The organism is Kosakonia sp. HypNH10 (genome assembly GCF_029850615.1).
GTDB lineage: Bacteria > Pseudomonadota > Gammaproteobacteria > Enterobacterales > Enterobacteriaceae > Kosakonia > Kosakonia cowanii.
The window spans coordinates 120,936-143,622 of the sequence record NZ_JAOTIU010000005.1 but is presented as its reverse complement, the minus strand read 5'-3'; the positions used below and the strand labels follow the sequence as shown (position 1 = coordinate 143,622).

The window sequence follows — 22,687 nt, the reverse complement described above, 5'->3', positions numbered from 1 at the left end:
AAACCAGCTATTATTTTATTTTGAATGTAAAGAATATTTTCTCAGAAGATATAAAAAACCTGCTTTGATACCTGCCATATATTTATGTTGCACCAGAAGATGTTTGTATCTCTTCTTAAACTCAATAAATGTTCTTGCGTCACGCGGCGGTTGATCTTTCCATGGTGACGCAGCTAACGCAGTTTGATAGTAGATGGTGGATGGATACGTCGCCCATTTATGCCAGGGTTTTGTTGCACCTGTATAGTGTATTAATACTGTTTCATCCGAAATAATATTCTTGAAATTCTGGTGAGTGCGATCTTTTAACTCACTCTTAATGGTGTAAATTGTATTAAATTTTCCCGGCAGGAAATGGACTTTATCTTTTAGTAATACATTAAGCACATCCTGATCCGGATACTTAAATTGTATGCCACAGTTATTTTTATCAAGCAGAATGGAGAATGCACGATTAGTGAGATCGTTTTTTACCCACTCTTTAAGATTGGCAAACACCACGCCAGAGTTGAAATAATTGTTGCGGATGTCAGGGTCTTTTAATCTTTCGATGGCTTTACTTTGCATCGAATCAACATCCCTGACCACTGCGGCGGCAACGTTTTCAAGATTACACCCAGCCAGCTCGTCAAGCTTACCTTTACAAAAGACGTCGGCGTCGAGATAGAGCAACTTATCGAAGCTGTTGCTGAAGTATTCAAAGGCGAACAACCTGAAATACATGGCGCGTGACCATATTTTGGTGCTCGGAAGATCGCTCAGGCATTCAGCATTAATCAAGTATAAGCTGATTTTGATTGCATACTTCTCAGCCAGAACCGCTATTCGCTTCAGGAAACAGTCATCATACTCATCTGAAATGATGTGGTAATTAATGCTGATGCTGTTATTGATTACAATCGACGTTATTGATACGCCAACCCAATCAAGATAGTTGCGATCAATTCCATAGGCGATGTTTAGAGCGTTGGTTGTTTTCTCTTTGCTATGATCAAAAACTTCGAATTCAGAAATTTTAATACCTGGAAATGAGTCCACTGCATCACCTATGTATTTTTTTAGTTTGCGATTTTCTTTTGAAAATAGAACAAATAACTAATCAACCCTTTAACGAACTTCTTCTGATGCAGCATATGCTTGGCACAGTATCGATACTGATTTGCATTGGTTGGCTTCAGTAAGCGATCATTTTTCCACGGCGACTCTCTTTTCGCCCGCAGAAAGCCCTGTGAAACAGGATAGTCCGACCAGTCGTGCCACGGCTTTGTTGGCCCAATATAATGAATAAATACCGTCTTTTCGTTTACCGGATTTAATACACCGGTTTTCAATTCATAATTAATGCTGTACTGAGTATTAAATTTTTTATCAATAAACTTCGCTTTATTCACCAGCAGCATATTCAATACATCTTGATCGAGATGCGTAATTTTGCTGGCGACAATCGGATCGCGTAACATTTCAATCGCATTCCGCGAGATATCATTCGCTGTCCAGCACGGGATATTAATCAGCAAAAAACCCGCATTAAAATAACCGCTAACTAATCCTGGCGAGTCCAGGCTTACCGCCCGCTTTTGCCACCAGGTGATATCACCTTCAGCAACAACCGCGGCGATCTCATGATCCTTGAACTCAAGATCAATCAGCTCCTGGACGCTACCCTGACAGGCGATATCCGCATCAAGATAGAGCACGCGGTCGGCTTTTTCCGTAAAGTAATCAGCGATAATGAAGCGGAAATAGGTCGCATAGGTCCAGTTTTTGGTGCTGGGAAGCGATTTTAATTTATCGCAGTTCACCAGATAAACCGTAATTCTTGACTGGTACTGCTCTGCGAGTGAAGAGAATTTTTTGTTATCCTCTTCGGTTATATAATCCGTAAAGACATGGAAGGATAAACGCTTATCTTTATTATTTAAAAGAATTGACGCTATCGAGATCCCACATCCATAAAGAAAGTTTTTATCGATGCCGTAAGCGATATTAAACGTACTGATGCCAGCATCAGATAAATAGTTATAATCCTTTATCGAAAGAATCACTTCTTTCTCATCAAAATAAGTTTGGCTCATTTAATGCTCGTTGTCAGTGCAGCGAGGACAGAGCGAATCGCCTCTCGCATATTTCGATTATATGTTTCGCTGTAAAACCCGTTGATTGACTGCTTAATCGTATCCGGCTGGAACGAGGTACGACGATCAACGACCTGCTGTAGCAATGTCACAAACTCAGCCATTTCGCCCGGCGGGTAGAGGTAACCATTCACGCCCTGGCGAATAATATCTTCCGGGCCGGCCACACAGTTTGCACTGATACAGGGAATGCCCCACGCCATCGCCTCCAGCAGCACCATGCCGAAGCCTTCAAAAGATGAGGTCAGCAGCAATGCGGAGACTTTTTTTATCTTGTCCCTGACCACGTCCCAGGGCTGAGCCTGCCAGCCATGCCAGGTGATGTTGCGGTCGATATTGAGCTTGCGCGCGTAGGCCCTGCACTTTTCAAAATCCGAGCCATCGCCAATCGCATGCAGATGCCAGTCGCCCTTGACCTGCGCGAGGCCATCAAGCAGATCTTTAACCCGTTTCTGCCCTTCAAACTTCATCCTGCCGACATATAAGAAGGTCGTGATCTCATCCGCATTCGGGGCGGGGATCGTATCAGCCTGCGGTTCGACCGGGTTATAGATGACGTGGATTACCTCCGGCACAATATCCCGCGCCTCCATCTGCCTTTTGATGCCGCTGCTTATCGCGAGGTGGTAATCAGCCCAGGCTACACAGTCGCCGTGCTTTTTATGATCCAGCGAGAAATGCGGCCAGGACAAAACGGTAAAACGATGTTTGCATTTCCGCTTGGCTCTGTTTGCCAGAAAGCAGGAAGGTGTATCAATACAGATAACGAGGTCGGGCTTATGCTCATCTACCCAGCGCTTGAAATTACGGATATGTATCGCGCGCCTGAGGAAGCTAAGTTTACTGTTCGAGAAGGAGTAAGCGGCGTTAATCCCTGCCAGCCATCCTTTATCCATTTTGTCGTTACGGCAAAAAAAGAACATCTCACACTGTGCAAAGGCGTCTTGCTGAAACGAATGAATGACAGCTTTGATGACCGTTTCCATGCCACCAAAGCCCGATACGGCTTCGCCAACAAATGCAATTTTCATTGAGTGACCACTTCTCATTTTAGAGAGACTTTCGTTCCGTTCGTTCGCGGATCCTTTCAGCCCGGGCCTGCGCTTGCGCTAATAATCCCGCTTCTTGCTGAACAATCTTTCGCGGCGACGCGGCAAAGTAAACCGTAAGAAAACGCCAGATATCCCGCTGGGTAAGACCAATATTGAGTGAAGAGAAGTAGAGCCCAATCAGATCCTTATCGCGCCAGCGCGTCGGCACATGCGCGCGCATTTGCGCACGATGAAGATCGATCACCGAGATTTTCAGATGCTGCTCATCGCCGTCAAACGGCAGATGAAGCAGAAAATGGCAGATATAACAGTCGCGATGGTTTACGCCAGCCTGATGCATCTTGCGCACCATGGTCGCGACGCGCCGAATAATCATCCGTTTAACGCGCGGTTCCGGCGGCCTCTTCAGCCAGTCGGCGCAATAATCTTCCAGACTAATGGTTGGCGTCAGATCTTCAGTGATAATAAAGGAGGTTTTATTGATAGGGTTGGCACCCTTTTCGCCGAACCCAACGCCGTGCATGGTATCAACACCCGCATCATGCAGACGATGAATGGCTTTCCACTCGCGATCGGCACCCAGCACCGGCAGGCGCAGCGAAAGCAGGTTTTTCACTACCTCTTTAAACGCGGTGCCCTGATGCCATTTCAGGAAATAGCTTTTACCGGCAAGTTCAAAACGCAGGGTGCGGCGCGTTTCTAGCTGGCGAAACACCTCTCCCTGTAACTTTTCAACTTCAGTAAACGCATCTTTACCCCGCCAGAGTGTCGCCAGCGGCTCTTTCAATTCAACCATTCACTTCACCCGTAATGATGTCCGCCGCTCTCTCCGGCAGGCTATAAAGATCTTCTGTGTCCGCGAAGTGGCGCGCCCGCGCAGCCCACGCTTCGCGCAAGGCTGGCTCTTGCAGCGCATGCTGTAGCGCCTCGTTTAACGTGGCCTGAGACCATGGTTCGTCAATTACCACGCCGCACTGCGCGCGAGAAATATAGTGCGCATATCCACAAACGGCGCTGACGATCACCGGCAGGCCGGCGGTTATCGCTTCGAGCAGCACAATGCCCGCCGCTTCCTGGTAAGCCGGATGCATCAGCAGATCGGCACCCGCCATCAGTTCAGCTACATCGCTGCGCCCTGAAAAGAAGTGCACATTCTCTTTGATGCCTGCCTTCGCCGCCTGTGCGGCAAAGCGTCCGGGCTTGTCCTGACCGACCACAAACAGCGTCGTTTTCTTTCTTAATGCTTCTGGCAGCGCGGCAACAGCGGCAAGCGTTCGATCAACGCCTTTCCTGCTGAAATCGGATCCGACCTGTAACAGCCAGAACTGATCGTCCGCGATGCCATTTTTTTCACGGAAGATCTGGCGGGCATTGGCGATCTGCTGGCTGTATTTACGATCCGGATAGATCCCCGGTGGCAGAATGTGAAACCTGTCGCTTTCTGTATGGTAGTGCCGTTGAAAATCGCCGATCTGTTTATCCGTCAGCATCAGCAGCTGCGTCGCTTTCCCTTGTTCAAAGGTCGCTTTCTCAAAGGCGGCATAATGGCGATAGCGAGACGTCAGGCGGTAGAAAAAGCCCTTCTCCTGGGCCACTTTTTCGGCGTAACAAACATCGGCCGCATAATAGACATCAAGGCCCGGCATTTTATTAAAGCCGACCACGCGATCGGCGGGATGCTGCGCCAGATGCGCCACTACCCAGGCGTGATATTCGGCGTTGCGACCGTGGTTGGTGCGCGAGGAGACCGGGACGCGGATCAGCTCAAACCCGGCTGGCACATCGCCTTCCCAGGACTGGACATAAACCCTGACATGATGCCCGCGCCCGGCAACGGTTTGCGCAATACGCATAAAGTCGCGCTGCAGACCGCCGAAGGGAAAATATTTGTATAAACAGAAAGCGACAATCATCAGGAGACGCCTTCTAAAGAGGGCAACATTTTCTCCGTTGCCGCGATGACATCTTCTGCCGGAATGACGGAGAGATATTTCTTGTTTCTGTCCAGCTGGCTGCGCGCAGGCATCGGCTGATAATTGCCGGCCCAGAACTGAATGATGTTGTCGCTCCACGGGCGCCAGAAAACGTGGTCGGTCGCGCCAAAGAGACAGATAATCGGCGTTTTCACCGCGGCGGCGATATGACCTGGCGCGGAATCCACGCCGATAAACAGCGCGGCGTGGGCAATTAAAGCGCCAAGTTCAGGAAAACGTGTTTTACCCGCCAGAGAGGTGACGGGCCTGCGCGCGCATCCGCGGGCAATCTCCTCAACGCAGGCGAGATCGTCCGCGCCAGGACCGGAGGTCAGCACAACGTCATAGCCCCGGGCTTGCAGGGCATCAATCACCTGCGAGAATTTTTCATTGTCCCAGCATTTAAACAGCTGTCGGGCAGTCGGCTGCACGACAACATAGTGTTCACCAACGTCTGCTTTATTCAGCGCGCTGCGCATATGCTCCCAGTGTTCGGGCGCGTAGCTCATGGTGGTTTCACGACAGAAGTCAGTGATGCCCAGCGGAGCAAGGGTCGATAAGTTACGCTCTACCGCGTGCTCACCGGCAAACGGCGCGAGATGGGTAAAACTCTTTTTCCAGAAAGCGGACTGACGATGGGCGTAATCCTGTGAAATTTTCACTTTTGCTGGCAGACAACGTACCAGCGGCGCCACGATATGTTGATCCGTCAGGTTGACGATGAGATCGTAATTATTCTTGCGTAATTGGCTCACAAGAGAGAAGAAATTCTGTATCTTTTCCTTTGATGACGCCCCTTTATTGCTCATGCCATAAAGAGCATGAATCTCCGGGTTTTCGGATAGGATTGGCATTGTGTCTTTGTAGAGCAGCATATCAATGCGCGCATCAGGATAGTTGCGTTTTAACGTGCTCACGACCGGCGTGGTCAGCAGCATGTCTCCATGAAAACGCATTTTAATAACCAGAATTCGGTGAAATGGCTTTTCCACAATCGGCTCTTCTTGATGTGATGTCCGTGAAAAATTACAGGCACGCTACCGCCCCAGGCTCGACAGCTACCTGAACACTGATATTGCGCACTTATAGATCTTTTATTGTACCACTTCTTTATCACCAATCCGACTCGAAGCACTTTTCAACAAAGCCCTTATAATGATCCTAAAAATCAACAAGATAAAAACATACCAATGCTGCATGGTGATAATGGGTACGTTCTGAAACATTCAATAAATTATATAAAAATGAAAAAAAATTCATAAGATTGATACTAATGACGTGATAAGAGGTGAATTTGACCGATTTCAGCAAAAGTAATAGCAATGGCGGTACTAAATACATAAAATCCCCAGCACATTCCTAAGCCTGCAACATACTATGCTCCAATTGCTCTACACCACACTGCTGTACATCATTCAGCCGCTGATTTGGGTGCGGTTGTGGGTGCGTGGTGCAAAAGCTCCGGCTTACCGCAAACGCTGGGGCGAGCGCTATGGCTTCTACAATAAGCCGTTGAAAGCAGGCGGCATCATGCTGCACTCCGTCTCGGTCGGCGAAACTCTGGCGGCGATTCCGCTGGTGCGCGCCTTACGTCACCGCTATCCCGATTTGCCGATTACCGTTACCACCATGACGCCAACTGGCTCTGAACGCGTTATGTCCGCATTTGGCGGCGACGTTCAGCATGTCTATCTGCCTTACGATCTGCCCGGCGCGCTAAACCGTTTCCTTGATAAGGTCGACCCCAAGCTAGTGTTGATCATGGAAACCGAGCTGTGGCCCAACCTGATTAGCGCGCTGCATAAACGAAACATTCCGCTGGTGATTGCCAACGCCCGCCTCTCGGCGCGCTCCGCCGCTGGCTATGCGAAGCTGGGTAAATTTATTCAGAAGCTGCTGCGCAAAATTACGCTGATTGCCGCGCAAAACAGCGAAGATGGCGACCGTTTTATCGCACTTGGCGCCAAACGCAATCAGCTTACCGTAACCGGTAGCCTGAAGTTTGATATCTCTGTCACACCGCAGCTTGCCTCCCGCGCTGTCGCCCTGCGTCGTCAGTGGGCACCTCATCGCCCGGTGTGGATTGCTACCAGCACCCACGAAGGCGAAGAGAGCATCATGCTGCTCGCGCATCAGGCCTTGCTAAAACAGTTTCCTGATTTACTCTTGATTCTGGTTCCACGTCATCCTGAACGCTTCCCTGACGCCGTGAATATGGTGCGGGAGGCGGGTTTGAGTTTCATCACGCGCTCTTCCGGCGAGATCCCCTCTGCCAGCACGCAGGTGGTGGTTGGCGACACGATGGGCGAGTTGATGCTGCTTTACGGCATTGCCGATTTGGCCTTTGTTGGCGGGTCGCTGGTAGAGAGAGGCGGGCATAACCCTCTTGAAGCCGCCGCGCATGCGATCCCGGTATTGATGGGGCCGCATACGTTCAACTTCAAAGATATCTGCGCGCGGTTGACGCAGGCTGATGGGTTGATCACCGTAAACGACGTGGATGCGCTCATCAAAGAGATCACCTCTTTGTTGACCGATGAAGATTACCGGAGTTTTTACGGTCGCCACGCAGTGGAAGTGCTCTACCAGAACCAGGGCGCTCTGCAGCTTCTGTTGCAACTGCTGGAACCCTATCTGCCACCTAAAGCGCAATAAGGTCGATTATGCAAAAGCGGGCAATCTACCCTGGTACGTTTGATCCCATCACTAACGGGCATATCGATATTGTGACCCGTGCCGCCGCGATGTTTGATGAGCTGATACTGGCGATTGCCGCCAGCCCAAGTAAGAAGCCGATGTTTAGCCTTGATGAGCGCGTTGCGCTGGCACAAGAAGCAACGGCGCATCTGCAAAACGTCAAGGTAGTCGGTTTTAGCGATCTGATGGCCAACTTCGCACGTGACCAGCAGGCCACGATCTTGATCCGCGGTCTGCGCGCGGTGGCGGATTTTGAGTATGAGATGCAGCTGGCGCATATGAACCGGCATCTGATGCCGGATCTGGAAAGCGTCTATTTAATGCCGTCGAAAGAGTGGTCGTTTATCTCCTCTTCGCTGGTCAAAGAGGTGGCGCGCCATCAGGGTGACGTCGCGCATTTCCTGCCGCAGCCGGTTCACCAGGCGCTGCTTGATAAGCTGAAATAAGCTTCGATGCCGGATAGCTTATCCGGCTTTACTCCACACCTATTTCTGGCACTGACGGCAGTAGAATGTCGAGCGCTGCGCATGTTTTGCCGCCACGATTGGCGCACCGCAGATGCGGCACGGCTGCCCTTCTCGCCCGTAAACCTGCAACTCCTGCGCGAAATAACCCGGTTTGCCGTCGCTTTGCAGAAAGTCTTTCAGCGTCGTTCCACCCTGCTCAATGGAGCGTAACAGCACCGCTTTGATCACGCGTACCAGCAGTTCATACTCCTGCTGCGAGAGGGATGAAGCGAGCCGATCGGGATGGATCCCGGCGGCAAACAGCGATTCGCTGGCATAAATATTCCCGACGCCCACCACCAGCTTGTTATCCATCAGCCAGGGTTTGATCGCCGTTTTCTTCTTCGCGCACTTCTCCCGCAGATAGTCGGCATTAAAGGCGTCGCTCAGCGGCTCCGGGCCGAGATGCGCCAGCACGTTATGCCCTTCCAGCTCTTTGGTCCACAGCCAGGCACCGAAACGACGCGGATCGGTGTAACGCAGCACTTTGCCGTTGCTCATCACCAGATCGACATGGTCATGTTTTTGTGCGGGAAGCTCATGGGGAAGAATGCGCAGACTGCCGGACATACCGAGGTGAATGATGATCCAGCCATCCGGCAGTTCGAGCAGCAGGTATTTAGCGCGTCGCTGCACGCTGAGCACCGGCTTGTCGCTCAGGCTGTGGATCTCATCGGAAACAGGCCAGCGTAAGCGGCCGTTACGCACCACCGCATGCAGGATGGTCTCACCGACCAGGTGCGGCTCAATGCCTCTGCGGCTGGTTTCAACTTCAGGTAATTCAGGCATCTCGTCTCCGGCTTTTTGCGGGCTATCAGAAATGCAAAAACCCCGACAGTGCGGGGTTTTTGTTCAAGAAAACTAAAATTATTTAATTTTAGCTTCTTTGTACAGCACGTGCTGACGGACAACTGGATCGAACTTTTTCAGTTCCAGTTTTTCCGGCTTAGTACGTTTGTTCTTCGTGGTGGTGTAGAAGTGACCAGTACCAGCGGAAGAAACCAGCTTGATTTTCTCACGAATACCTTTAGCCATGATTTATATCCTTTAAGTACTTAGTACTTTTCGCCACGGGCACGCAGTTCAGACAGAACTGTATCGATGCCTTTCTTATCAATTACACGCATACCTTTAGCAGATACACGCAGGGTGACAAAACGCTTTTCGCTCTCAACCCAAAAACGGTGAGAGTGCAGGTTCGGCAGGAAACGGCGTTTAGTCGCGTTCAGTGCGTGGGAACGGTTATTACCGGTCACCGGACGCTTGCCAGTAACTTGGCAGACTCGGGACATGTCTATTCTCCAAAAATCAAATTAGCTCGAGCTTCGTATGGGGTATTGGCGCCTCGTCAGGCTTTACAGCCCGGTCATCGCAGTTCTATGTGAACTCTCGATTGCCAGGCCCAAATGCCAAACCCGAGATTCTCAAAGGTGGCGTAGTATACGCTGACTCGGCGGTGTGCTCAAGTCCCGAACAGACAAAGATCCCGATGGATCGCGCAAAGTGGTCTAAATCCAACCGCGTTCCGCAAAAGAAACGCACTCGCCGCGACCAATGACCAGATGATCAAGAACGCGAATGTCCATGAGTTGGCAGCATTTTATCACTCGTTCGGTGATGGCCTTATCTGCTCTGCTGGGCTCAGCATTACCCGAGGGGTGATTATGCGCGAGGATCACGCCGACCGCATTGAATTTTATCGCTTCGCGCAAAATTTCTCGCGGATGCACCTCAACGTGGTTAATCGTGCCGGAAAATAGCCGGGCGTGTTTGATGATGCGATTGCGGTTATCAAGCAGGATGACCATAAAGACCTCCCGCTCTTCGTTCGCCAGCTGGCTCTGCAAAAACTCCCGCACCATCTCCGGGCTGAGCAGAGAGCTCTCCTCGGCAATACGCGCGTTGTAGGAGCGTCTCGCCAGTTCACCGATGCCCCTGAGCTGCGCATATTTGGCGACGCCAATTCCCGAGATAAACCGGAACTCATCATAGTCAGCACAGAGCAAAGAGTGGAGCGAGCTAAAGTGGTTTAACATCTCGCGCGCAACGGTAAGTACGCTTTTCCCGCACGCGCCGGTGCGTAAAAACAGCGCCAGTAACTCAACGTCCGTAAGGGACTCAACGCCCAACTGCATCATCTTTTCACGCGGCTTTTGAGGAATTAACACAATCGCCATATCCACACCTCCCTGTCAGGAACTCATGCTGCCACATCCTGGAATGCTCATCGAATGGCACTTTTCAACATTGCGTAACGCCTCGCAAAGTGGTTTACGGGCATAGGCACGACGACATCAGGATTGTGATAAAATCCCCAGCCTCTGGCGAATCCAACAGGAAAGAATCATGACAACTCTGGCGGGTAAAAAAATTGTCCTCGGCGTAAGCGGCGGTATCGCGGCCTATAAAGCGCCTGAGCTGGTGCGCCGCTTGCGCGATCGCGGCGCGGAAGTCCGCGTAGCGCTGACCGAGGCCGCCAAAGCCTTTATCACACCGCTAAGTCTGCAAGCCGTTTCCGGTTACCCGGTCTCTGACAGCCTGCTCGACCCCGCTGCGGAAGCGGCAATGGGGCATATCGAGTTGGGTAAATGGGCCGATCTGGTGATTCTGGCACCCGCCACCGCTGATTTAATCGCCCGTGTCGCGGCGGGCATGGCGAACGATCTGGTCTCAACCATCTGCCTGGCCACCCCGTCACCGGTTGCAGTTGTCCCGGCGATGAATCAGCAGATGTACCGCAACGCCGCCACCCAACACAATTTACAGGTGCTGGCTTCGCGCGGCCTGCTGTTGTGGGGGCCAGATAGCGGCAGTCAGGCTTGCGGTGATGTCGGCCCGGGCCGCATGCTCGATCCGCTGACTATTGTTGATATGGCCGCGGCTCACTTTTCCCCGGTCAAGGATTTGCAACATCTGAACATTATGATTACCGCCGGCCCGACCCGCGAACCGCTGGATCCGGTGCGCTACATCACCAATCTCAGCTCCGGCAAAATGGGCTTCGCCATTGCTGAAGCGGCCGCGAAGCGCGGCGCGAACGTGACGCTGGTTTCAGGCCCGGTATCGCTGCCTACGCCCGCCTTTGTTCAGCGCGTGGATGTCACCACCGCCCTTGAGATGGAGGCGGCGGTACAGCAGCGCGCCCAGCAGCAGCATATTTTTATCGGCTGCGCGGCGGTCGCGGATTATCGCGCCAGCGAGATCGCCCCTGAGAAAATTAAAAAGCAAGGCGATGAAATCACAATAAAAATGGTGAAAAACCCCGATATCGTCGCCGGCGTTGCGGCACTCACCAGCCATCGCCCTTATGTTGTTGGGTTTGCCGCGGAAACGAATAATGTGGAAGAATACGCCCGGCAGAAACGCGCCCGCAAAAACCTCGACCTGATTTGCGCCAACGATGTTTCGCAATCTAATCAAGGCTTTAATAGCGACAACAACGCATTACATCTGTTCTGGCAAGATGGCGATAAGCGCTTGCCGCTGGAGCGCAAAGCGCTGCTGGGACACCTATTACTGGACGAGATTGTTACCCGTTATGATGAAAAAAATCGACGTTAAGATTCTGGACCCGCGCGTGGGTGAGCAGTTCCCGCTGCCGACCTATGCCACCTCCGGCTCCGCCGGTCTTGACCTGCGCGCCTGTCTGGATGACGCCGTAGAGCTGGCGCCAGGCGACACCACGCTGCTGCCAACCGGTCTGGCGATTCACATTGCCGACCCAACGCTTGCAGCCGTGATTCTGCCGCGCTCGGGCCTGGGTCATAAACATGGCGTGGTACTCGGCAACCTGGTGGGGCTGATTGATTCCGATTACCAGGGGCAACTGATGGTCTCCGTCTGGAACCGCGGGAAAGAGAGCTTCACCATTGTGCCTGGCGAGCGTATCGCGCAGATGGTCTTTGTACCGGTGGTGCAGGCTGAATTTAACCTGGTGGAAGAGTTCGATGCCACCGTGCGTGGCGAAGGCGGCTTTGGCCACTCCGGGCGTCAATAATCCGCGCTATTTAACGCATTACACAACACTATAACGCGATAAGATGACCGCAAATGCCAGGCATTTGCGGCCGTTGTGTGGTTGCTCGCCTGACAAGTGATTATTTTCTGGGGTTTTTTAGAACATGGCAGAAAAACAGACTGCGAAAAAGAATCGCCGTGAGGAAATACTTCAATCTCTGGCGTTAATGCTGGAATCCAGCGATGGAAGCCAACGTATTACCACGGCGAAACTGGCGGCATCGGTCGGCGTCTCTGAAGCCGCGCTGTATCGTCACTTTCCCAGCAAAACGCGCATGTTCGATAGCCTGATTGAGTTTATCGAAGATAGCCTGATTACCCGCATCAACCTGATCTTAAAAGATGAAAAAGACACGACTGCGCGTTTGCGTCTGATTGTCTTACTGATTTTGGGCTTCGGCGAACGTAATCCCGGCTTGACCCGCATCATGACTGGTCATGCGCTGATGTTTGAGCAGGATCGCCTGCAAGGGCGCATTAACCAGCTGTTTGAGCGTATCGAAGCGCAGCTGCGCCAGGTACTGCGCGAACGCAAAATGCGTGAAGGCGAAGGGTATACGACCGACGAAACGCTGCTGGCAAGCCAGCTGCTGGCCTTCTGTGAAGGGATGCTGTCGCGCTATGTGCGCAGCGAGTTCAAATATAGCCCAACCGAAGATTTTGACGCGCGCTGGCCGCTGTTACTTCTGCAGTTACAGTAATCACCTTATGCAGCCTCTGTGGCTGCATTCGCATTTCCCGTCATTCTGTGTAAAAGCCCAACGTAATTCGTAAAAATGCCAGATGTGGCACCCTTCCCGATTCTCTACGCTCCTTCAGGCACCTGGTTATTCCTGAAACAAATTACCGCTTCGATACCCTACAAAAGCAAGAAGGAGAGACCGGATGGCAACATCTCGTCGGGAACTGTTAAAGCTGAGCGGTATCGCTACCGCTTCCCTGTTACTCAGTCAAAAAAGTTTTGCTGCCTGGACACCTGCGCAGCGCTACCCGGATCCGCGCGTGGTCGCGCTTGATGACGCTTTTCGCGGGTATATGGTCTCCAGCGCGAAAGTGGAGCAGATCGCCACCGGCTGCCGCTGGGCGGAAGGGCCGGTATGGTTTGGTGATATGCGCATGCTGCTCTGGAGCGACATTCCCAATAATGCGGTGATGCGCTGGGATGAGCAGACCGGCGAGACCGCGGTTTTTCGCAAACCGGCGAATAACGCCAACGGTCATGCCCGCGATCGCCAGGGGAGGCTAATCAGCTGTGAGCACGATACGCGGCGCATTACACGCACGGAGTACGATGGCACCATCACGGTGCTGGCGGATAGCTTTGACGGTAAGCCGCTCAACTCGCCGAACGATATCGCGGTCAAATCAGATGGTTCAATCTGGTTTACCGACCCGCCATTTGGCATTGCCGGTTTTTATGAAGGGCATAAAGCCGAGCCGCAGCTGCCGCAGAATGTTTATCGTCTCGATCCGCAGACCCGCAAGCTGGAAGTGGTGCTGGGCGATGTGCGCGGGCCGAATGGCATCTGCTTCTCGCCGGACGAGAAAATCCTTTATGTGGTGGAGAGCCGCGCTACGCCTAATCGTTTAATACTGGCGTGGGACATAGTCGATGGGCAGTTACAAAATAAGCGGGTACATATTGATTGTGGCAACGGCACCGCGGACGGTATCGCCTGTGATGTTGATGGCAATTTATGGTGCGGCTGGGGGATGGGCAGCGACGAGCTGGATGGTGTCCGGGTATTTAACCCGCAGGGCAAAGCGATTGGTATGATTCACCTGCCCGAGCGCTGCGCCAATCTCTGCTTCGGCGGTGAGCAGCGAAACCGGCTTTTTATGGCAGCCAGCACCTCGATTTACGCCCTGTATGTCAACACGCAGGGCGCGCAGCTTCTGTAAGGCGAAACCCGGCAGGCTTGCTGCCGGGTAGCTACTCAGACGCCGTACTCTTCGCGATACGCACGCACGGAGGCGACCAGATCGGCTAACTCCGGTTTCTCTTCCAGATAATCCACCAGGTCATTCAGCGTAATGATGGAAATCACCTTGCAGCCATAATCACGCTCAACTTCCTGAATCGCAGAGATATCTGCGCGGCCACGCTCCTGACGGTCGAGCGAGATCAGCACGCCGGCGAGCGTCGCGCCGTTAGCCTGAATAATCTCCATCGACTCGCGGATCGCCGTCCCGGCAGTGATCACATCATCTACCAGCATCACACGGCCCTGCAGCGCGCTGCCGACCAGGTTACCGCCTTCGCCATGATCTTTGGCTTCCTTACGGTTAAAGCAGTAAGGCACATCGCGTTCGTGATGCTCTGCCAGCGCTACCGCAGTGGTGGTCGCAATCGGGATACCTTTATAGGCCGGGCCGAACAGCAGATCGAAATCAATCCCGGAATCCATTAACGCTTCAGCGTAAAAACGGCCTAACAGCGCCAGATCGCGCCCGGTATTAAACAGCCCGGCATTAAAGAAATAGGGGCTTTTGCGCCCGGATTTCAGCGTGAACTCGCCGAACTTCAGTACCTGTTTGTTAAGCGCAAATTCAATAAACTGACGCTGGTACGCTTTCATGGATCCGCTCCTCTTCCTGTTTTGATGATTTAAAAATTTAGCAAAGTGCGTTGCGCAGACAACCGGCTTGAAGGCCGGATGTTGCGCAAAAAAAAGGGCGACTCATCGTCGCCCTCAAAATCAATTTTCTAATGCCGCTTTTTGCGCCGCGACAATGGACTCAATGCCCCCTCGGGCTAGCGCCAGCATTGCGAGCAGTTCCTCGTGAGTGAAGGGCTCGCCCTCTGCGGTGCCCTGAACTTCGATCATGCGGCCATCTTCGGTCATCACGACGTTCATGTCGGTCTCAGCCGCTGAGTCTTCAACATACTCCAGATCGCACACCGCTTCGCCATTGACGATGCCCACAGAGACGGCCGCGACCATGCCTTTCATCGGGTTGGCCTTCAGCTTGCCTGCGGCAACGAGTTTGTTCAGCGCATCGGCCAGCGCCACGCACGCACCGGTGATCGACGCGGTACGGGTACCACCATCGGCCTGCAGAACATCGCAATCGAGGGTGATAGTAAATTCGCCAAGCGCTTTCAGATCGACCGCCGCGCGCAGTGCACGCGCGATCAGGCGCTGGATCTCCATAGTGCGTCCGCCCTGCTTGCCCTTCGCCGCTTCACGGGCGTTACGAGTGTGGGTCGAACGCGGCAACATGCCATATTCGGCAGTGATCCAGCCCTGGCCCTGGCCTTTGAGGAAGCGTGGAACACCTTCGTCGATGGAGGCGGTGCAGAGCACTTTGGTGTCGCCAAATTCCACCAGCACGGAACCTTCTGCGTGTTTTGTGTAGTTACGGGTCAGGGTGACGGGGCGCACTTGAGTGGCGCTTCGGCCTGCTGGACGCATGATGATTTCTCCGGCTGTTACGAATGTGGCTGCGCATTATACTGGCTAACCCTGGTTATTCCTATCCTGATAAGGCCACCAAAGCTATAATCCCCCGCATCTCTCCTTCAAAACGGGAACGACTATGATCCGCAGTATGACCGCCTACGCCCGGCGTGAAATCAAGGGTGCATGGGGCTCCGCCTCCTGGGAACTGCGCTCGGTTAACCAGCGTTATCTGGAAACTTACTTCCGCCTGCCGGAACAATTCCGCAGCCTTGAACCGGTTGTCCGCGAGCGTCTGCGTACCCGTCTGACCCGCGGTAAAGTGGAATGCACCTTACGCTTTGAGCCGGATGCCAGCGCGCAGGGCGAACTGATTCTGAATGAAAAACTGGCTAAGCAGCTGGTCACCGCCGCTAACTGGGTAAAAATGCAGAGCGACGAGGGTGAAATTAATCCGGTCGATATTCTACGCTGGCCTGGCGTGATGGCGGCTCAGGAGCAGGATCTCGATGCGATTACCGCTGAAATCCTTGCCACGCTGGATGGCGCGCTGGACGACTTTATCGTCGCCCGTGAAACCGAAGGCCAGGCGCTGAAAGCGCTGATCGAGCAGCGTCTGCAAGGCGTCAGCACCGAAGTCAATAACGTGCGCGCCCATATGCCGCAAATCCTGCAATGGCAGCGTGAGCGCCTGGTCAGCAAGCTGGAAGAGGCGCAGGTGCAGCTCGAAAACAACCGCCTCGAGCAAGAGCTGGTGATGATGGCGCAGCGAATCGACGTTGCCGAAGAGCTGGACAGGCTCGAAGCACATGTTAAAGAGACCTACAACATCCTGAAGAAGAAGGAAGCTGTAGGTCGCCGCCTCGACTTTATGATGCAGGAGTTCAACCGCGAGTCGAACACGCTGGCCTCTAAATCAATCAATGCGGAAGTGACCAACTCGGCTATTGAATTGAAAGTGCTTATCGAGCAGATGCGCGAGCAGATTCAGAATATCGAATAAACCTCTCGTCTCATTAAAAGGTCCGCCAGGGCCTTTTTTTGTATCCATTCACCCACATATTATTTATCGATAATTGCTTTATTATTCTGGCGCACATTACAGATAATCCCGATTAAAAAAATTTAAAATCAATAAGATAAATAATAAAACCTATCACATCAGGCATTAACCCAACTAATCCGAAGCGCCCCTCCTTAGAAAATCTCAATAGCCCTCTTCCTGCTTAATCATTACCCTGCCCGCACTGAATTTATGGGGGCGGCATGCTGTTACACATTCTTTATCTGATCGGCATCACTGCCGAAGCCATGACCGGCGCGCTGGCCGCCGGGCGACGTCGAATGGACACCTTTGGCGTCATTATTATTGCCACCGCGACCGCACTCGGCGGCGGTTCGGTGCGCGATATCCTGCTTGGCCACTATCCGCTCGGCTGGGTGAAACACCCGGAGTATGTGATCATTGTTGCTGTCGCAGCGGTACTGACAACAATCTTTGCCCCGGTGATGCCCCATCTGCGCCGCCTGTTTCTGGTGCTGGACGCACTCGGCCTGGTGGTATTTTCCATTATCGGGGCGCAAATCGCGCTCGATATGGGCGAAGGTCCCATCATCGCCGTGATTGCAGCCGTCATCACCGGTGTTTTTGGCGGCGTGCTGCGCGATATGTTCTGTAAGCGCATCCCTCTCGTGTTCCAGAAAGAACTCTATGCTGGGATTGCGTTTGCTGCCGCCGTGTTCTATATCGCGCTAAGCCATGTCGTCACCAACCATGACATCGTGGTGATTACCACCCTGCTGTTTGGCTTTACCAGCCGCCTGCTGGCGATTCGCTGGAAGCTGGGCCTGCCGGTGTTTCACTACAAGCATAATGCTCACTGAAAAGCTTTTACGCCCTGCTTCGCCAGCCAGGCCGTGAGCTGCTCAACCGCCGGCTCGCGGATAAAAGCGACAACCTGACGCGCTTTCTGTGCGCCGATGGCGGGTAGTTGTTGCCAGGCCAGTTCATCCCGGCTTCGCATCTGCCGCCATGAAACATCGCCCGCGGCATTGATCGCCGATTGCGGCAACGGCGTACCGAGCGCGTGAAGCCAGCGGCTTAACGGCCTCTCCCGCGTTAAGGAAAAACGGTGCCAGAGTTGCAGCCCGCGCGCGGGCGACATACCGGGTGTGGCCTGCAACTGCTCTTTTGTCAGCGCCAGCCAGGAGAAAAGATGCTCAAAATGGTGAGCCTGATGCAGAGTCCGCCAGCCGCTCTCGCTCAATCCGGCTATCTCCAGCGCCTTATCGGAACTGAGCCAGGAGAGGCGGGCAATAAACTGTTGCTGGCAATCCGGCGTGGCATAAAAGCAACTCAGCGGCGTAAAGCGAGCCTCCGGCGGCGTAGGCAGCTTTCGAGCAAGGTTGCGCCAGACCACGCGCTCCACGCGAGGGATCCCTTGCCCGGCGAGGGTAACGGCAATATGGTCGCCCGGTGCGATATCTAATGCCTGCCAGCGCTGGATGGACCCAATATTCACGCGCTGCACGCGCTTATCATCCAGTTTTACCGGCTCCAGCAGCGCGACAACGGAAATTTTCCCGGTCCGCCCGATGGCAAACTGAATATCCTGTACCGCTGCCACCTCTTCTACCGGCTCATACTTCCAGGCTACCACCCAGTCACTTTGATCGGGTAACCACTCTTTGCCCGCAGGCTCAGCACTGGTGCGCACCACCACGCCATCCGTGACGAAAGGCAGCGGCGAAGTGAACCAGTGCTGGCGCAGACGCTCTACGTCCTGCACATTGTTGACCGGCGCGCTGTAGTAGTGCGCCTCTTCAAAACCCGCCTTTTTCAGTGCCACCAACCGCTGCGCTAAGGTGGCAGGGCCATCGGGCCAGGCCCAGACAAAGAAACCAAGCTCATTAAGCAATTCCGGGTTGTCGTGCCGCATCATCGCGCCGGCGACTTTTGCTCTGGCATTAAGACCTCCGGCCTGTTTTTGGATATGCCCCTTGCGGCGTAAATAGAGCTCACCCTGCAAGACGCTATTCGCCAGCGCACCGGTAACGATTTTCGGGATTGCAGGAATGGCCTGCGCCTTTGCTGTCCACTCCTCGCCTGCAAGGCCATTACCCCGGCTGATAGCTTGTGCCAGCCTGCCGTTGCGATAGACCAGCGTGACGGCAACGCCATCCACTTTTGGCTGTACCCAGAGCTCCTGCTTTCCCCTCATCCACTGCTGCAGCGCCCATTTATCCGCCAGCTTGCGCACTCCGGTATGAGCAACCGGATGAGCTAGATTGCCGCCCGGCAAAGCAGGCGCAAGGTCTGCGGATGTTATGTTGAAACAGCGCTGCCAGTTCGCCAGGCGCGCGCTCATCCGATCGTAAACATCATCGCTCACCTCGCTTGCGCCTCTGGACCAGTAATCGTCGTTCCATCTACTGAGCTGCTGTTTCAGGCGCTTTACCTCCTCCTGCGCCCGTAAGGGCGACCAGACCGGGCAAGCCGCGAGGCTAAACGCACTCCATAGCAGTAGAAAAATGGTGACCCCAACTCTTCTCCACATCATCCCTTCTCCCTTGTGATTGCGGAGTGGTTATAGCGCTGCGGTTGAGCGCTTTCGAGTGGCAAAAAAGCAGGATGCGAGCGAGCTTCCGGGGAACTTACATGGCGATGAAAACGTGCATAAAAATCAGGAAAGCAGTACGCAAAATCGAATCATTGATGGGAAAACGGGTGACAAAAGCTACGTCACGTAGCGGCGATGTGTATAATAGGCACGTATGTAAGTTCCTATCGCATTCACATACAAAAGACTCTCATGGCTCAAGGCACGCTCTATATTGTTTCCGCCCCTAGCGGCGCGGGTAAATCAAGCCTCATCCAGGCTTTGCTGAAAACCCAACCGTTATACGACACGCAAGTTTCTGTTTCGCACACCACGCGCGCGCCGCGCCCGGGTGAAGTGCACGGTGAACACTATTTCTTCGTTAATCACGATGAGTTCAAAGCGATGATTAGTGAGGATGCGTTTCTTGAGCATGCCGAAGTGTTCGGCAACTATTACGGCACCTCGCGCGCGACGATTGAGCAAGTGCTCTCAACGGGCGTCGATGTGTTTCTTGATATCGACTGGCAGGGCGCGCAGCAAATTCGTACCCGCATGCCGCAGGCGCGCAGCATCTTTATTCTGCCGCCGTCGAAGCTGGAGCTGGATCGCCGCCTGCGTGGCCGCGGCCAGGATAGCGAAGAGGTGATCGCGAAACGTATGGCCCAGGCGGTTGCCGAAATGAGCCATTACGCCGAGTATGATTACCTGATTGTGAATGATGATTTCGATACCGCCCTGGGCGATCTGAAAACCATTATTCGCGCTGAACGTCTGCGCATGGGCCGCCAAAAGCAGCGACATGACGCTTTAATCAGCAAACTATTGGCAGACTGAGCCTGGTTTCAGTATCATGCCCAGTCATTTCTTCACCTGTGGAGCATTTTAAGTATGGCACGCGTAACTGTTCAGGACGCTGTAGAGAAAGTTGGTAACCGTTTTGACCTGGTGCTGGTCGCCGCGCGTCGCGCTCGTCAGATGCAGGTTGGCGGTAAAGACCCGTTAGTACCGGAAGAAAACGATAAAACCACCGTTATCGCGCTGCGCGAAATCGAAGAAGGTCTGATTAACAACCAGATCCTTGATGTACGTGAGCGCCAGGAACAGCAAGAGCAGGAAGCCGCAGAACTGCAGGCCGTCACCGCCATTGCTGAAGGTCGTCGTTAATTAACCTGCAGGTCACCCTTGTATCTGTTTGAAAGCCTGAATCAGCTGATTCAAAACTATCTGCCTGAAGACCAGATCAAACGTCTCAGGCAGGCGTATCTCGTTGCACGTGACGCTCACGAGGGTCAGACACGTTCAAGCGGTGAACCTTATATCACGCACCCGGTAGCGGTGGCCTGTATTCTGGCCGAGATGAAACTCGACTACGAAACGCTAATGGCCGCGCTGCTGCATGACGTGATTGAAGATACCCCCGCCACCTACCAGGATATGGAGCAGCTCTTTGGCAAAAGCGTTGCCGAGCTGGTGGAGGGTGTCTCCAAGCTGGATAAGCTCAAATTCCAGGATAAAAAAGAGGCGCAGGCGGAAAACTTTCGCAAGATGATTATGGCGATGGTGCAGGATATCCGCGTCATCCTTATCAAGCTTGCAGACCGCACCCACAACATGCGCACGCTGGGCTCTCTTCGCCCGGACAAGCGTCGCCGCATCGCCCGTGAAACCCTCGAAATCTACAGTCCGCTGGCGCACCGTTTAGGTATCCATCACATCAAAACCGAGCTTGAAGAGCTGGGCTTTGAGGCGCTCTACCCGAACCGCTATCGCGTGATCAAAGAAGTGGTAAAAGCCGCGCGCGGCAACCGCAAAGAGATGATTCAAAAAATCCTCTCGGAAATCGAAGGGCGTTTACAGGAAGCGGGTATTCCCTGCCGCGTCAGCGGGCGGGAGAAGCACCTTTACTCCATCTATTGCAAGATGGTGCTGAAAGAGCAGCGTTTTCACTCGATCATGGATATTTACGCCTTCCGCGTCATTGTTCACGATCTCGATACCTGCTATCGCGTACTCGGTCAGATGCATAGTCTCTACAAGCCGCGTCCTGGCCGCGTGAAAGACTACATCGCCATCCCCAAGGCGAACGGCTATCAATCCCTCCATACCTCAATGATTGGCCCGCACGGCGTACCGGTCGAGGTGCAGATCCGTACTGAAGATATGGATCAAATGGCAGAGATGGGGGTTGCCGCGCACTGGGCTTATAAAGAGCACGGTGAAAGCAGCACCACCGCACAAATCCGCGCCCAGCGCTGGATGCAGAGCCTGCTGGAGCTGCAACAGAGCGCCGGTAGCTCGTTCGAATTTATCGAAAGCGTTAAATCTGATCTCTTCCCCGATGAGATTTATGTTTTCACCCCCGAAGGCCGTATTGTCGAACTGCCTGCTGGCGCCACGCCGGTGGATTTCGCCTATGCAGTGCATACGGATATCGGTCACGCCTGCGTTGGCGCGCGCGTCGATCGTCAGCCTTACCCGCTGTCACAGTCGCTCTCCAGCGGCCAGACGGTGGAGATTATCACCGCGCCGGGCGCCCGCCCGAATGCCGCCTGGCTGAACTTTGTCGTCAGCTCGAAAGCGCGCGCGAAGATCCGCCAGATGCTGAAAAACCTCAAGCGCGACGACTCCGTAAGCCTCGGACGTCGACTGCTGAATCACGCGCTGGGCGGAAGCCGCAAGCTGGCGGAAATTCCGCAGGAGCATATTCAGCGCGAGCTGGAGCGTATGCGGCTGGCATCGCTTGACGATCTGCTGGCGGAAATCGGCCTTGGCAACGCGATGAGCGTTGTGGTGGCGAAAAATCTGCAGCAAGGGGAAGCCACGCCGGGCACCGCCGCACCGACTGGCGCAAATACCGCGCACCTGCCGATCAAAGGCGCAGACGGCGTGCTGATCACCTTCGCCAAATGCTGCCGTCCGATCCCCGGCGACCCAATTGTCGCCCACGTCAGCCCCGGTAAAGGGCTGGTTATCCACCATGAATCCTGCCGTAATATTCGTGGCTACCAGAAAGAGCCAGAGAAGTTTATGGCCGTGGAGTGGGATAAAGAGACGGCGCAAGAGTTTATCACCGAGATCAAGGTGGATATGTTTAACCACCAGGGCGCGCTGGCGAACCTGACGGCGGCCATTAACACCGCCACTTCCAATATTCAGAGCCTGAATACGGAAGAGAAAGATGGCCGCGTTTATAGCGCGTTCATCCGCCTGACGGCGCGCGATCGCGTTCATCTGGCGAATATCATGCGTAAAATCCGCGTGATGCCGGATGTGATTAAAGTCACCCGTAACCGAAACTGATTGT

24 protein-coding genes are annotated in these 22,687 nt (G+C 53.6%); 11 read left to right on the top strand and 13 right to left on the bottom strand.

Going from position 1 to position 22,687, the window contains the following annotated elements:
• Positions 1–15: 15 nt before the first annotated feature.
• Genes N7V53_RS15920 through rfaQ form a run of 6 tightly spaced genes read right to left on the bottom strand, consistent with a single transcriptional unit; the run spans position 16 to position 6,152 of the window.
• Complete coding sequence (locus N7V53_RS15920; protein WP_270221906.1) at positions 16–1,038, bottom strand: glycosyltransferase; 1,023 nt, start codon at positions 1,036–1,038, stop codon at positions 16–18.
• Between the two features lie 20 nt (positions 1,039–1,058).
• Positions 1,059–2,075, bottom strand: coding sequence for a lipopolysaccharide 3-alpha-galactosyltransferase (gene waaO / locus N7V53_RS15915; RefSeq protein ID WP_279793970.1), 1,017 nt, complete (start codon positions 2,073–2,075; stop codon positions 1,059–1,061).
• On the bottom strand, positions 2,072–3,166 hold the full coding sequence (gene waaB / locus N7V53_RS15910; RefSeq protein ID WP_279793969.1) for a lipopolysaccharide 1,6-galactosyltransferase: 1,095 nt from the start codon (positions 3,164–3,166) through the stop codon (positions 2,072–2,074). Before waaB ends, waaO begins: the two co-directional genes overlap by 4 nt.
• A 19-nt stretch (positions 3,167–3,185) precedes the next feature.
• Complete coding sequence (rfaP, locus tag N7V53_RS15905; RefSeq protein WP_279793968.1) at positions 3,186–3,983, bottom strand: lipopolysaccharide core heptose(I) kinase RfaP; 798 nt, start codon at positions 3,981–3,983, stop codon at positions 3,186–3,188.
• Complete coding sequence (locus N7V53_RS15900; protein ID WP_279793967.1) at positions 3,976–5,100, bottom strand: glycosyltransferase family 4 protein; 1,125 nt, start codon at positions 5,098–5,100, stop codon at positions 3,976–3,978. Before N7V53_RS15900 ends, rfaP begins: the two co-directional genes overlap by 8 nt.
• Positions 5,100–6,152: a lipopolysaccharide core heptosyltransferase RfaQ gene (rfaQ, locus tag N7V53_RS15895; protein WP_279793966.1), complete on the bottom strand. Its 1,053-nt coding sequence runs from the start codon at positions 6,150–6,152 to the stop codon at positions 5,100–5,102. Before rfaQ ends, N7V53_RS15900 begins: the two co-directional genes overlap by 1 nt.
• Before the next feature lie 385 nt (positions 6,153–6,537).
• Here rfaQ and waaA point away from each other — a divergent pair, with 385 nt between their 5' ends.
• Together waaA and coaD are read left to right on the top strand one after the other, a co-directional pair.
• Complete coding sequence (waaA, locus tag N7V53_RS15890; protein ID WP_124966984.1) at positions 6,538–7,815, top strand: lipid IV(A) 3-deoxy-D-manno-octulosonic acid transferase; 1,278 nt, start codon at positions 6,538–6,540, stop codon at positions 7,813–7,815.
• Between the two features lie 8 nt (positions 7,816–7,823).
• On the top strand, positions 7,824–8,303 hold the full coding sequence (gene coaD, locus N7V53_RS15885; protein WP_279793965.1) for a pantetheine-phosphate adenylyltransferase: 480 nt from the start codon (positions 7,824–7,826) through the stop codon (positions 8,301–8,303).
• 39 nt (positions 8,304–8,342) lie between these two features.
• Here coaD and mutM read toward each other — a convergent pair whose 3' ends face one another.
• The 4 genes from mutM to radC all read right to left on the bottom strand — a co-directional run bounded on the left by mutM (position 8,343) and on the right by radC (position 10,540).
• A complete protein-coding gene (mutM, locus tag N7V53_RS15880; protein WP_124966982.1) occupies positions 8,343–9,152 on the bottom strand; it encodes a bifunctional DNA-formamidopyrimidine glycosylase/DNA-(apurinic or apyrimidinic site) lyase in 810 nt (269 codons plus the stop codon).
• A 78-nt stretch (positions 9,153–9,230) separates the two neighbouring features.
• A complete protein-coding gene (gene rpmG / locus N7V53_RS15875) occupies positions 9,231–9,398 on the bottom strand; it encodes a 50S ribosomal protein L33 (RefSeq protein WP_003024094.1) in 168 nt (55 codons plus the stop codon).
• A 20-nt stretch (positions 9,399–9,418) separates the two neighbouring features.
• Complete coding sequence (rpmB, locus tag N7V53_RS15870; protein ID WP_002436699.1) at positions 9,419–9,655, bottom strand: 50S ribosomal protein L28; 237 nt, start codon at positions 9,653–9,655, stop codon at positions 9,419–9,421.
• Between the two features lie 216 nt (positions 9,656–9,871).
• A complete protein-coding gene (radC, locus tag N7V53_RS15865) occupies positions 9,872–10,540 on the bottom strand; it encodes a DNA repair protein RadC (RefSeq protein WP_279793963.1) in 669 nt (222 codons plus the stop codon).
• Positions 10,541–10,709: 169 nt separating this feature from the next.
• On the opposite strand from radC, the gene coaBC reads away from it, so the two are divergent.
• The 4 genes from coaBC (at position 10,710) to N7V53_RS15845 (ending at position 14,282) form a co-directional block, all read left to right on the top strand.
• Positions 10,710–11,924, top strand: coding sequence for a bifunctional phosphopantothenoylcysteine decarboxylase/phosphopantothenate--cysteine ligase CoaBC (gene coaBC / locus N7V53_RS15860; protein ID WP_042714991.1), 1,215 nt, complete (start codon positions 10,710–10,712; stop codon positions 11,922–11,924).
• Entirely contained in the window at positions 11,902–12,360 is a 459-nt protein-coding gene (dut, locus tag N7V53_RS15855) for a dUTP diphosphatase (protein ID WP_042714993.1), read from the top strand. Before coaBC ends, dut begins: the two co-directional genes overlap by 23 nt.
• A gap of 124 nt (positions 12,361–12,484) precedes the next feature.
• Positions 12,485–13,081 carry a nucleoid occlusion factor SlmA gene (slmA, locus tag N7V53_RS15850; protein ID WP_124966979.1) on the top strand — a complete coding sequence of 199 codons (597 nt, stop codon included), beginning with the start codon at positions 12,485–12,487 and terminating at the stop codon, positions 13,079–13,081.
• 184 nt (positions 13,082–13,265) lie between these two features.
• Complete coding sequence (locus tag N7V53_RS15845; RefSeq protein WP_279793961.1) at positions 13,266–14,282, top strand: SMP-30/gluconolactonase/LRE family protein; 1,017 nt, start codon at positions 13,266–13,268, stop codon at positions 14,280–14,282.
• 35 nt (positions 14,283–14,317) lie between these two features.
• On the opposite strand, the gene pyrE is transcribed toward N7V53_RS15845, so the two are convergent.
• Both pyrE and rph read right to left on the bottom strand, forming a co-directional pair.
• Positions 14,318–14,959 (bottom strand): orotate phosphoribosyltransferase, encoded by a 642-nt coding sequence (gene pyrE, locus N7V53_RS15840; RefSeq protein WP_139567446.1) that lies wholly within the window; start codon positions 14,957–14,959, stop codon positions 14,318–14,320.
• Between the two features lie 120 nt (positions 14,960–15,079).
• On the bottom strand, positions 15,080–15,796 hold the full coding sequence (gene rph, locus N7V53_RS15835; protein ID WP_279793960.1) for a ribonuclease PH: 717 nt from the start codon (positions 15,794–15,796) through the stop codon (positions 15,080–15,082).
• 124 nt (positions 15,797–15,920) lie between these two features.
• On the opposite strand from rph, the gene N7V53_RS15830 reads away from it, so the two are divergent.
• Together N7V53_RS15830 and N7V53_RS15825 are read left to right on the top strand one after the other, a co-directional pair.
• On the top strand, positions 15,921–16,784 hold the full coding sequence (locus N7V53_RS15830) for a YicC/YloC family endoribonuclease (protein WP_124966977.1): 864 nt from the start codon (positions 15,921–15,923) through the stop codon (positions 16,782–16,784).
• 263 nt (positions 16,785–17,047) lie between these two features.
• Positions 17,048–17,665, top strand: coding sequence for a trimeric intracellular cation channel family protein (locus N7V53_RS15825; RefSeq protein WP_042715004.1), 618 nt, complete (start codon positions 17,048–17,050; stop codon positions 17,663–17,665).
• On the opposite strand, the gene ligB is transcribed toward N7V53_RS15825, so the two are convergent.
• Positions 17,659–19,338 (bottom strand): NAD-dependent DNA ligase LigB, encoded by a 1,680-nt coding sequence (ligB, locus tag N7V53_RS15820; RefSeq protein ID WP_279794100.1) that lies wholly within the window; start codon positions 19,336–19,338, stop codon positions 17,659–17,661. The genes N7V53_RS15825 and ligB overlap by 7 nt on opposite strands.
• Before the next feature lie 255 nt (positions 19,339–19,593).
• On the opposite strand from ligB, the gene gmk reads away from it, so the two are divergent.
• From gmk to spoT, 3 genes are read left to right on the top strand one after another with little or no spacing between them, the layout of a single operon-like run.
• Positions 19,594–20,217 carry a guanylate kinase gene (gene gmk, locus N7V53_RS15815; protein ID WP_279793959.1) on the top strand — a complete coding sequence of 208 codons (624 nt, stop codon included), beginning with the start codon at positions 19,594–19,596 and terminating at the stop codon, positions 20,215–20,217.
• 54 nt (positions 20,218–20,271) lie between these two features.
• Positions 20,272–20,547 (top strand): DNA-directed RNA polymerase subunit omega, encoded by a 276-nt coding sequence (rpoZ, locus tag N7V53_RS15810; RefSeq protein ID WP_007369481.1) that lies wholly within the window; start codon positions 20,272–20,274, stop codon positions 20,545–20,547.
• An 18-nt stretch (positions 20,548–20,565) separates the two neighbouring features.
• Entirely contained in the window at positions 20,566–22,683 is a 2,118-nt protein-coding gene (gene spoT, locus N7V53_RS15805; RefSeq protein WP_042715011.1) for a bifunctional GTP diphosphokinase/guanosine-3',5'-bis pyrophosphate 3'-pyrophosphohydrolase, read from the top strand.
• The last annotated feature ends 4 nt before the right edge of the window (positions 22,684–22,687 follow it).

What these genes read in the sequence shown, in the direction of transcription:
- waaO (WP_279793970.1), bottom strand. Translation starts at nt 2,075, where the DNA reads ATGAGCCAAACTTATTTTGATGAGAAAGAAGTGATTCTTTCGATAAAG.
- waaB (WP_279793969.1), bottom strand. Translation starts at nt 3,166, where the DNA reads ATGAAAATTGCATTTGTTGGCGAAGCCGTATCGGGCTTTGGTGGCATG.
- rfaP (WP_279793968.1), bottom strand. Translation starts at nt 3,983, where the DNA reads ATGGTTGAATTGAAAGAGCCGCTGGCGACACTCTGGCGGGGTAAAGAT.
- N7V53_RS15900 (WP_279793967.1), bottom strand. Translation starts at nt 5,100, where the DNA reads ATGATTGTCGCTTTCTGTTTATACAAATATTTTCCCTTCGGCGGTCTG.
- waaA (WP_124966984.1), top strand. Translation starts at nt 6,538, where the DNA reads ATGCTCCAATTGCTCTACACCACACTGCTGTACATCATTCAGCCGCTG.
- coaD (WP_279793965.1), top strand. Translation starts at nt 7,824, where the DNA reads ATGCAAAAGCGGGCAATCTACCCTGGTACGTTTGATCCCATCACTAAC.
- mutM (WP_124966982.1), bottom strand. Translation starts at nt 9,152, where the DNA reads ATGCCTGAATTACCTGAAGTTGAAACCAGCCGCAGAGGCATTGAGCCG.
- rpmG (WP_003024094.1), bottom strand. Translation starts at nt 9,398, where the DNA reads ATGGCTAAAGGTATTCGTGAGAAAATCAAGCTGGTTTCTTCCGCTGGT.
- rpmB (WP_002436699.1), bottom strand. Translation starts at nt 9,655, where the DNA reads ATGTCCCGAGTCTGCCAAGTTACTGGCAAGCGTCCGGTGACCGGTAAT.
- radC (WP_279793963.1), bottom strand. Translation starts at nt 10,540, where the DNA reads ATGGCGATTGTGTTAATTCCTCAAAAGCCGCGTGAAAAGATGATGCAG.
- coaBC (WP_042714991.1), top strand. Translation starts at nt 10,710, where the DNA reads ATGACAACTCTGGCGGGTAAAAAAATTGTCCTCGGCGTAAGCGGCGGT.
- dut (WP_042714993.1), top strand. Translation starts at nt 11,902, where the DNA reads ATGATGAAAAAAATCGACGTTAAGATTCTGGACCCGCGCGTGGGTGAG.
- slmA (WP_124966979.1), top strand. Translation starts at nt 12,485, where the DNA reads ATGGCAGAAAAACAGACTGCGAAAAAGAATCGCCGTGAGGAAATACTT.
- N7V53_RS15845 (WP_279793961.1), top strand. Translation starts at nt 13,266, where the DNA reads ATGGCAACATCTCGTCGGGAACTGTTAAAGCTGAGCGGTATCGCTACC.
- pyrE (WP_139567446.1), bottom strand. Translation starts at nt 14,959, where the DNA reads ATGAAAGCGTACCAGCGTCAGTTTATTGAATTTGCGCTTAACAAACAG.
- rph (WP_279793960.1), bottom strand. Translation starts at nt 15,796, where the DNA reads ATGCGTCCAGCAGGCCGAAGCGCCACTCAAGTGCGCCCCGTCACCCTG.
- N7V53_RS15830 (WP_124966977.1), top strand. Translation starts at nt 15,921, where the DNA reads ATGATCCGCAGTATGACCGCCTACGCCCGGCGTGAAATCAAGGGTGCA.
- N7V53_RS15825 (WP_042715004.1), top strand. Translation starts at nt 17,048, where the DNA reads ATGCTGTTACACATTCTTTATCTGATCGGCATCACTGCCGAAGCCATG.
- ligB (WP_279794100.1), bottom strand. Translation starts at nt 19,338, where the DNA reads ATGTGGAGAAGAGTTGGGGTCACCATTTTTCTACTGCTATGGAGTGCG.
- gmk (WP_279793959.1), top strand. Translation starts at nt 19,594, where the DNA reads ATGGCTCAAGGCACGCTCTATATTGTTTCCGCCCCTAGCGGCGCGGGT.
- rpoZ (WP_007369481.1), top strand. Translation starts at nt 20,272, where the DNA reads ATGGCACGCGTAACTGTTCAGGACGCTGTAGAGAAAGTTGGTAACCGT.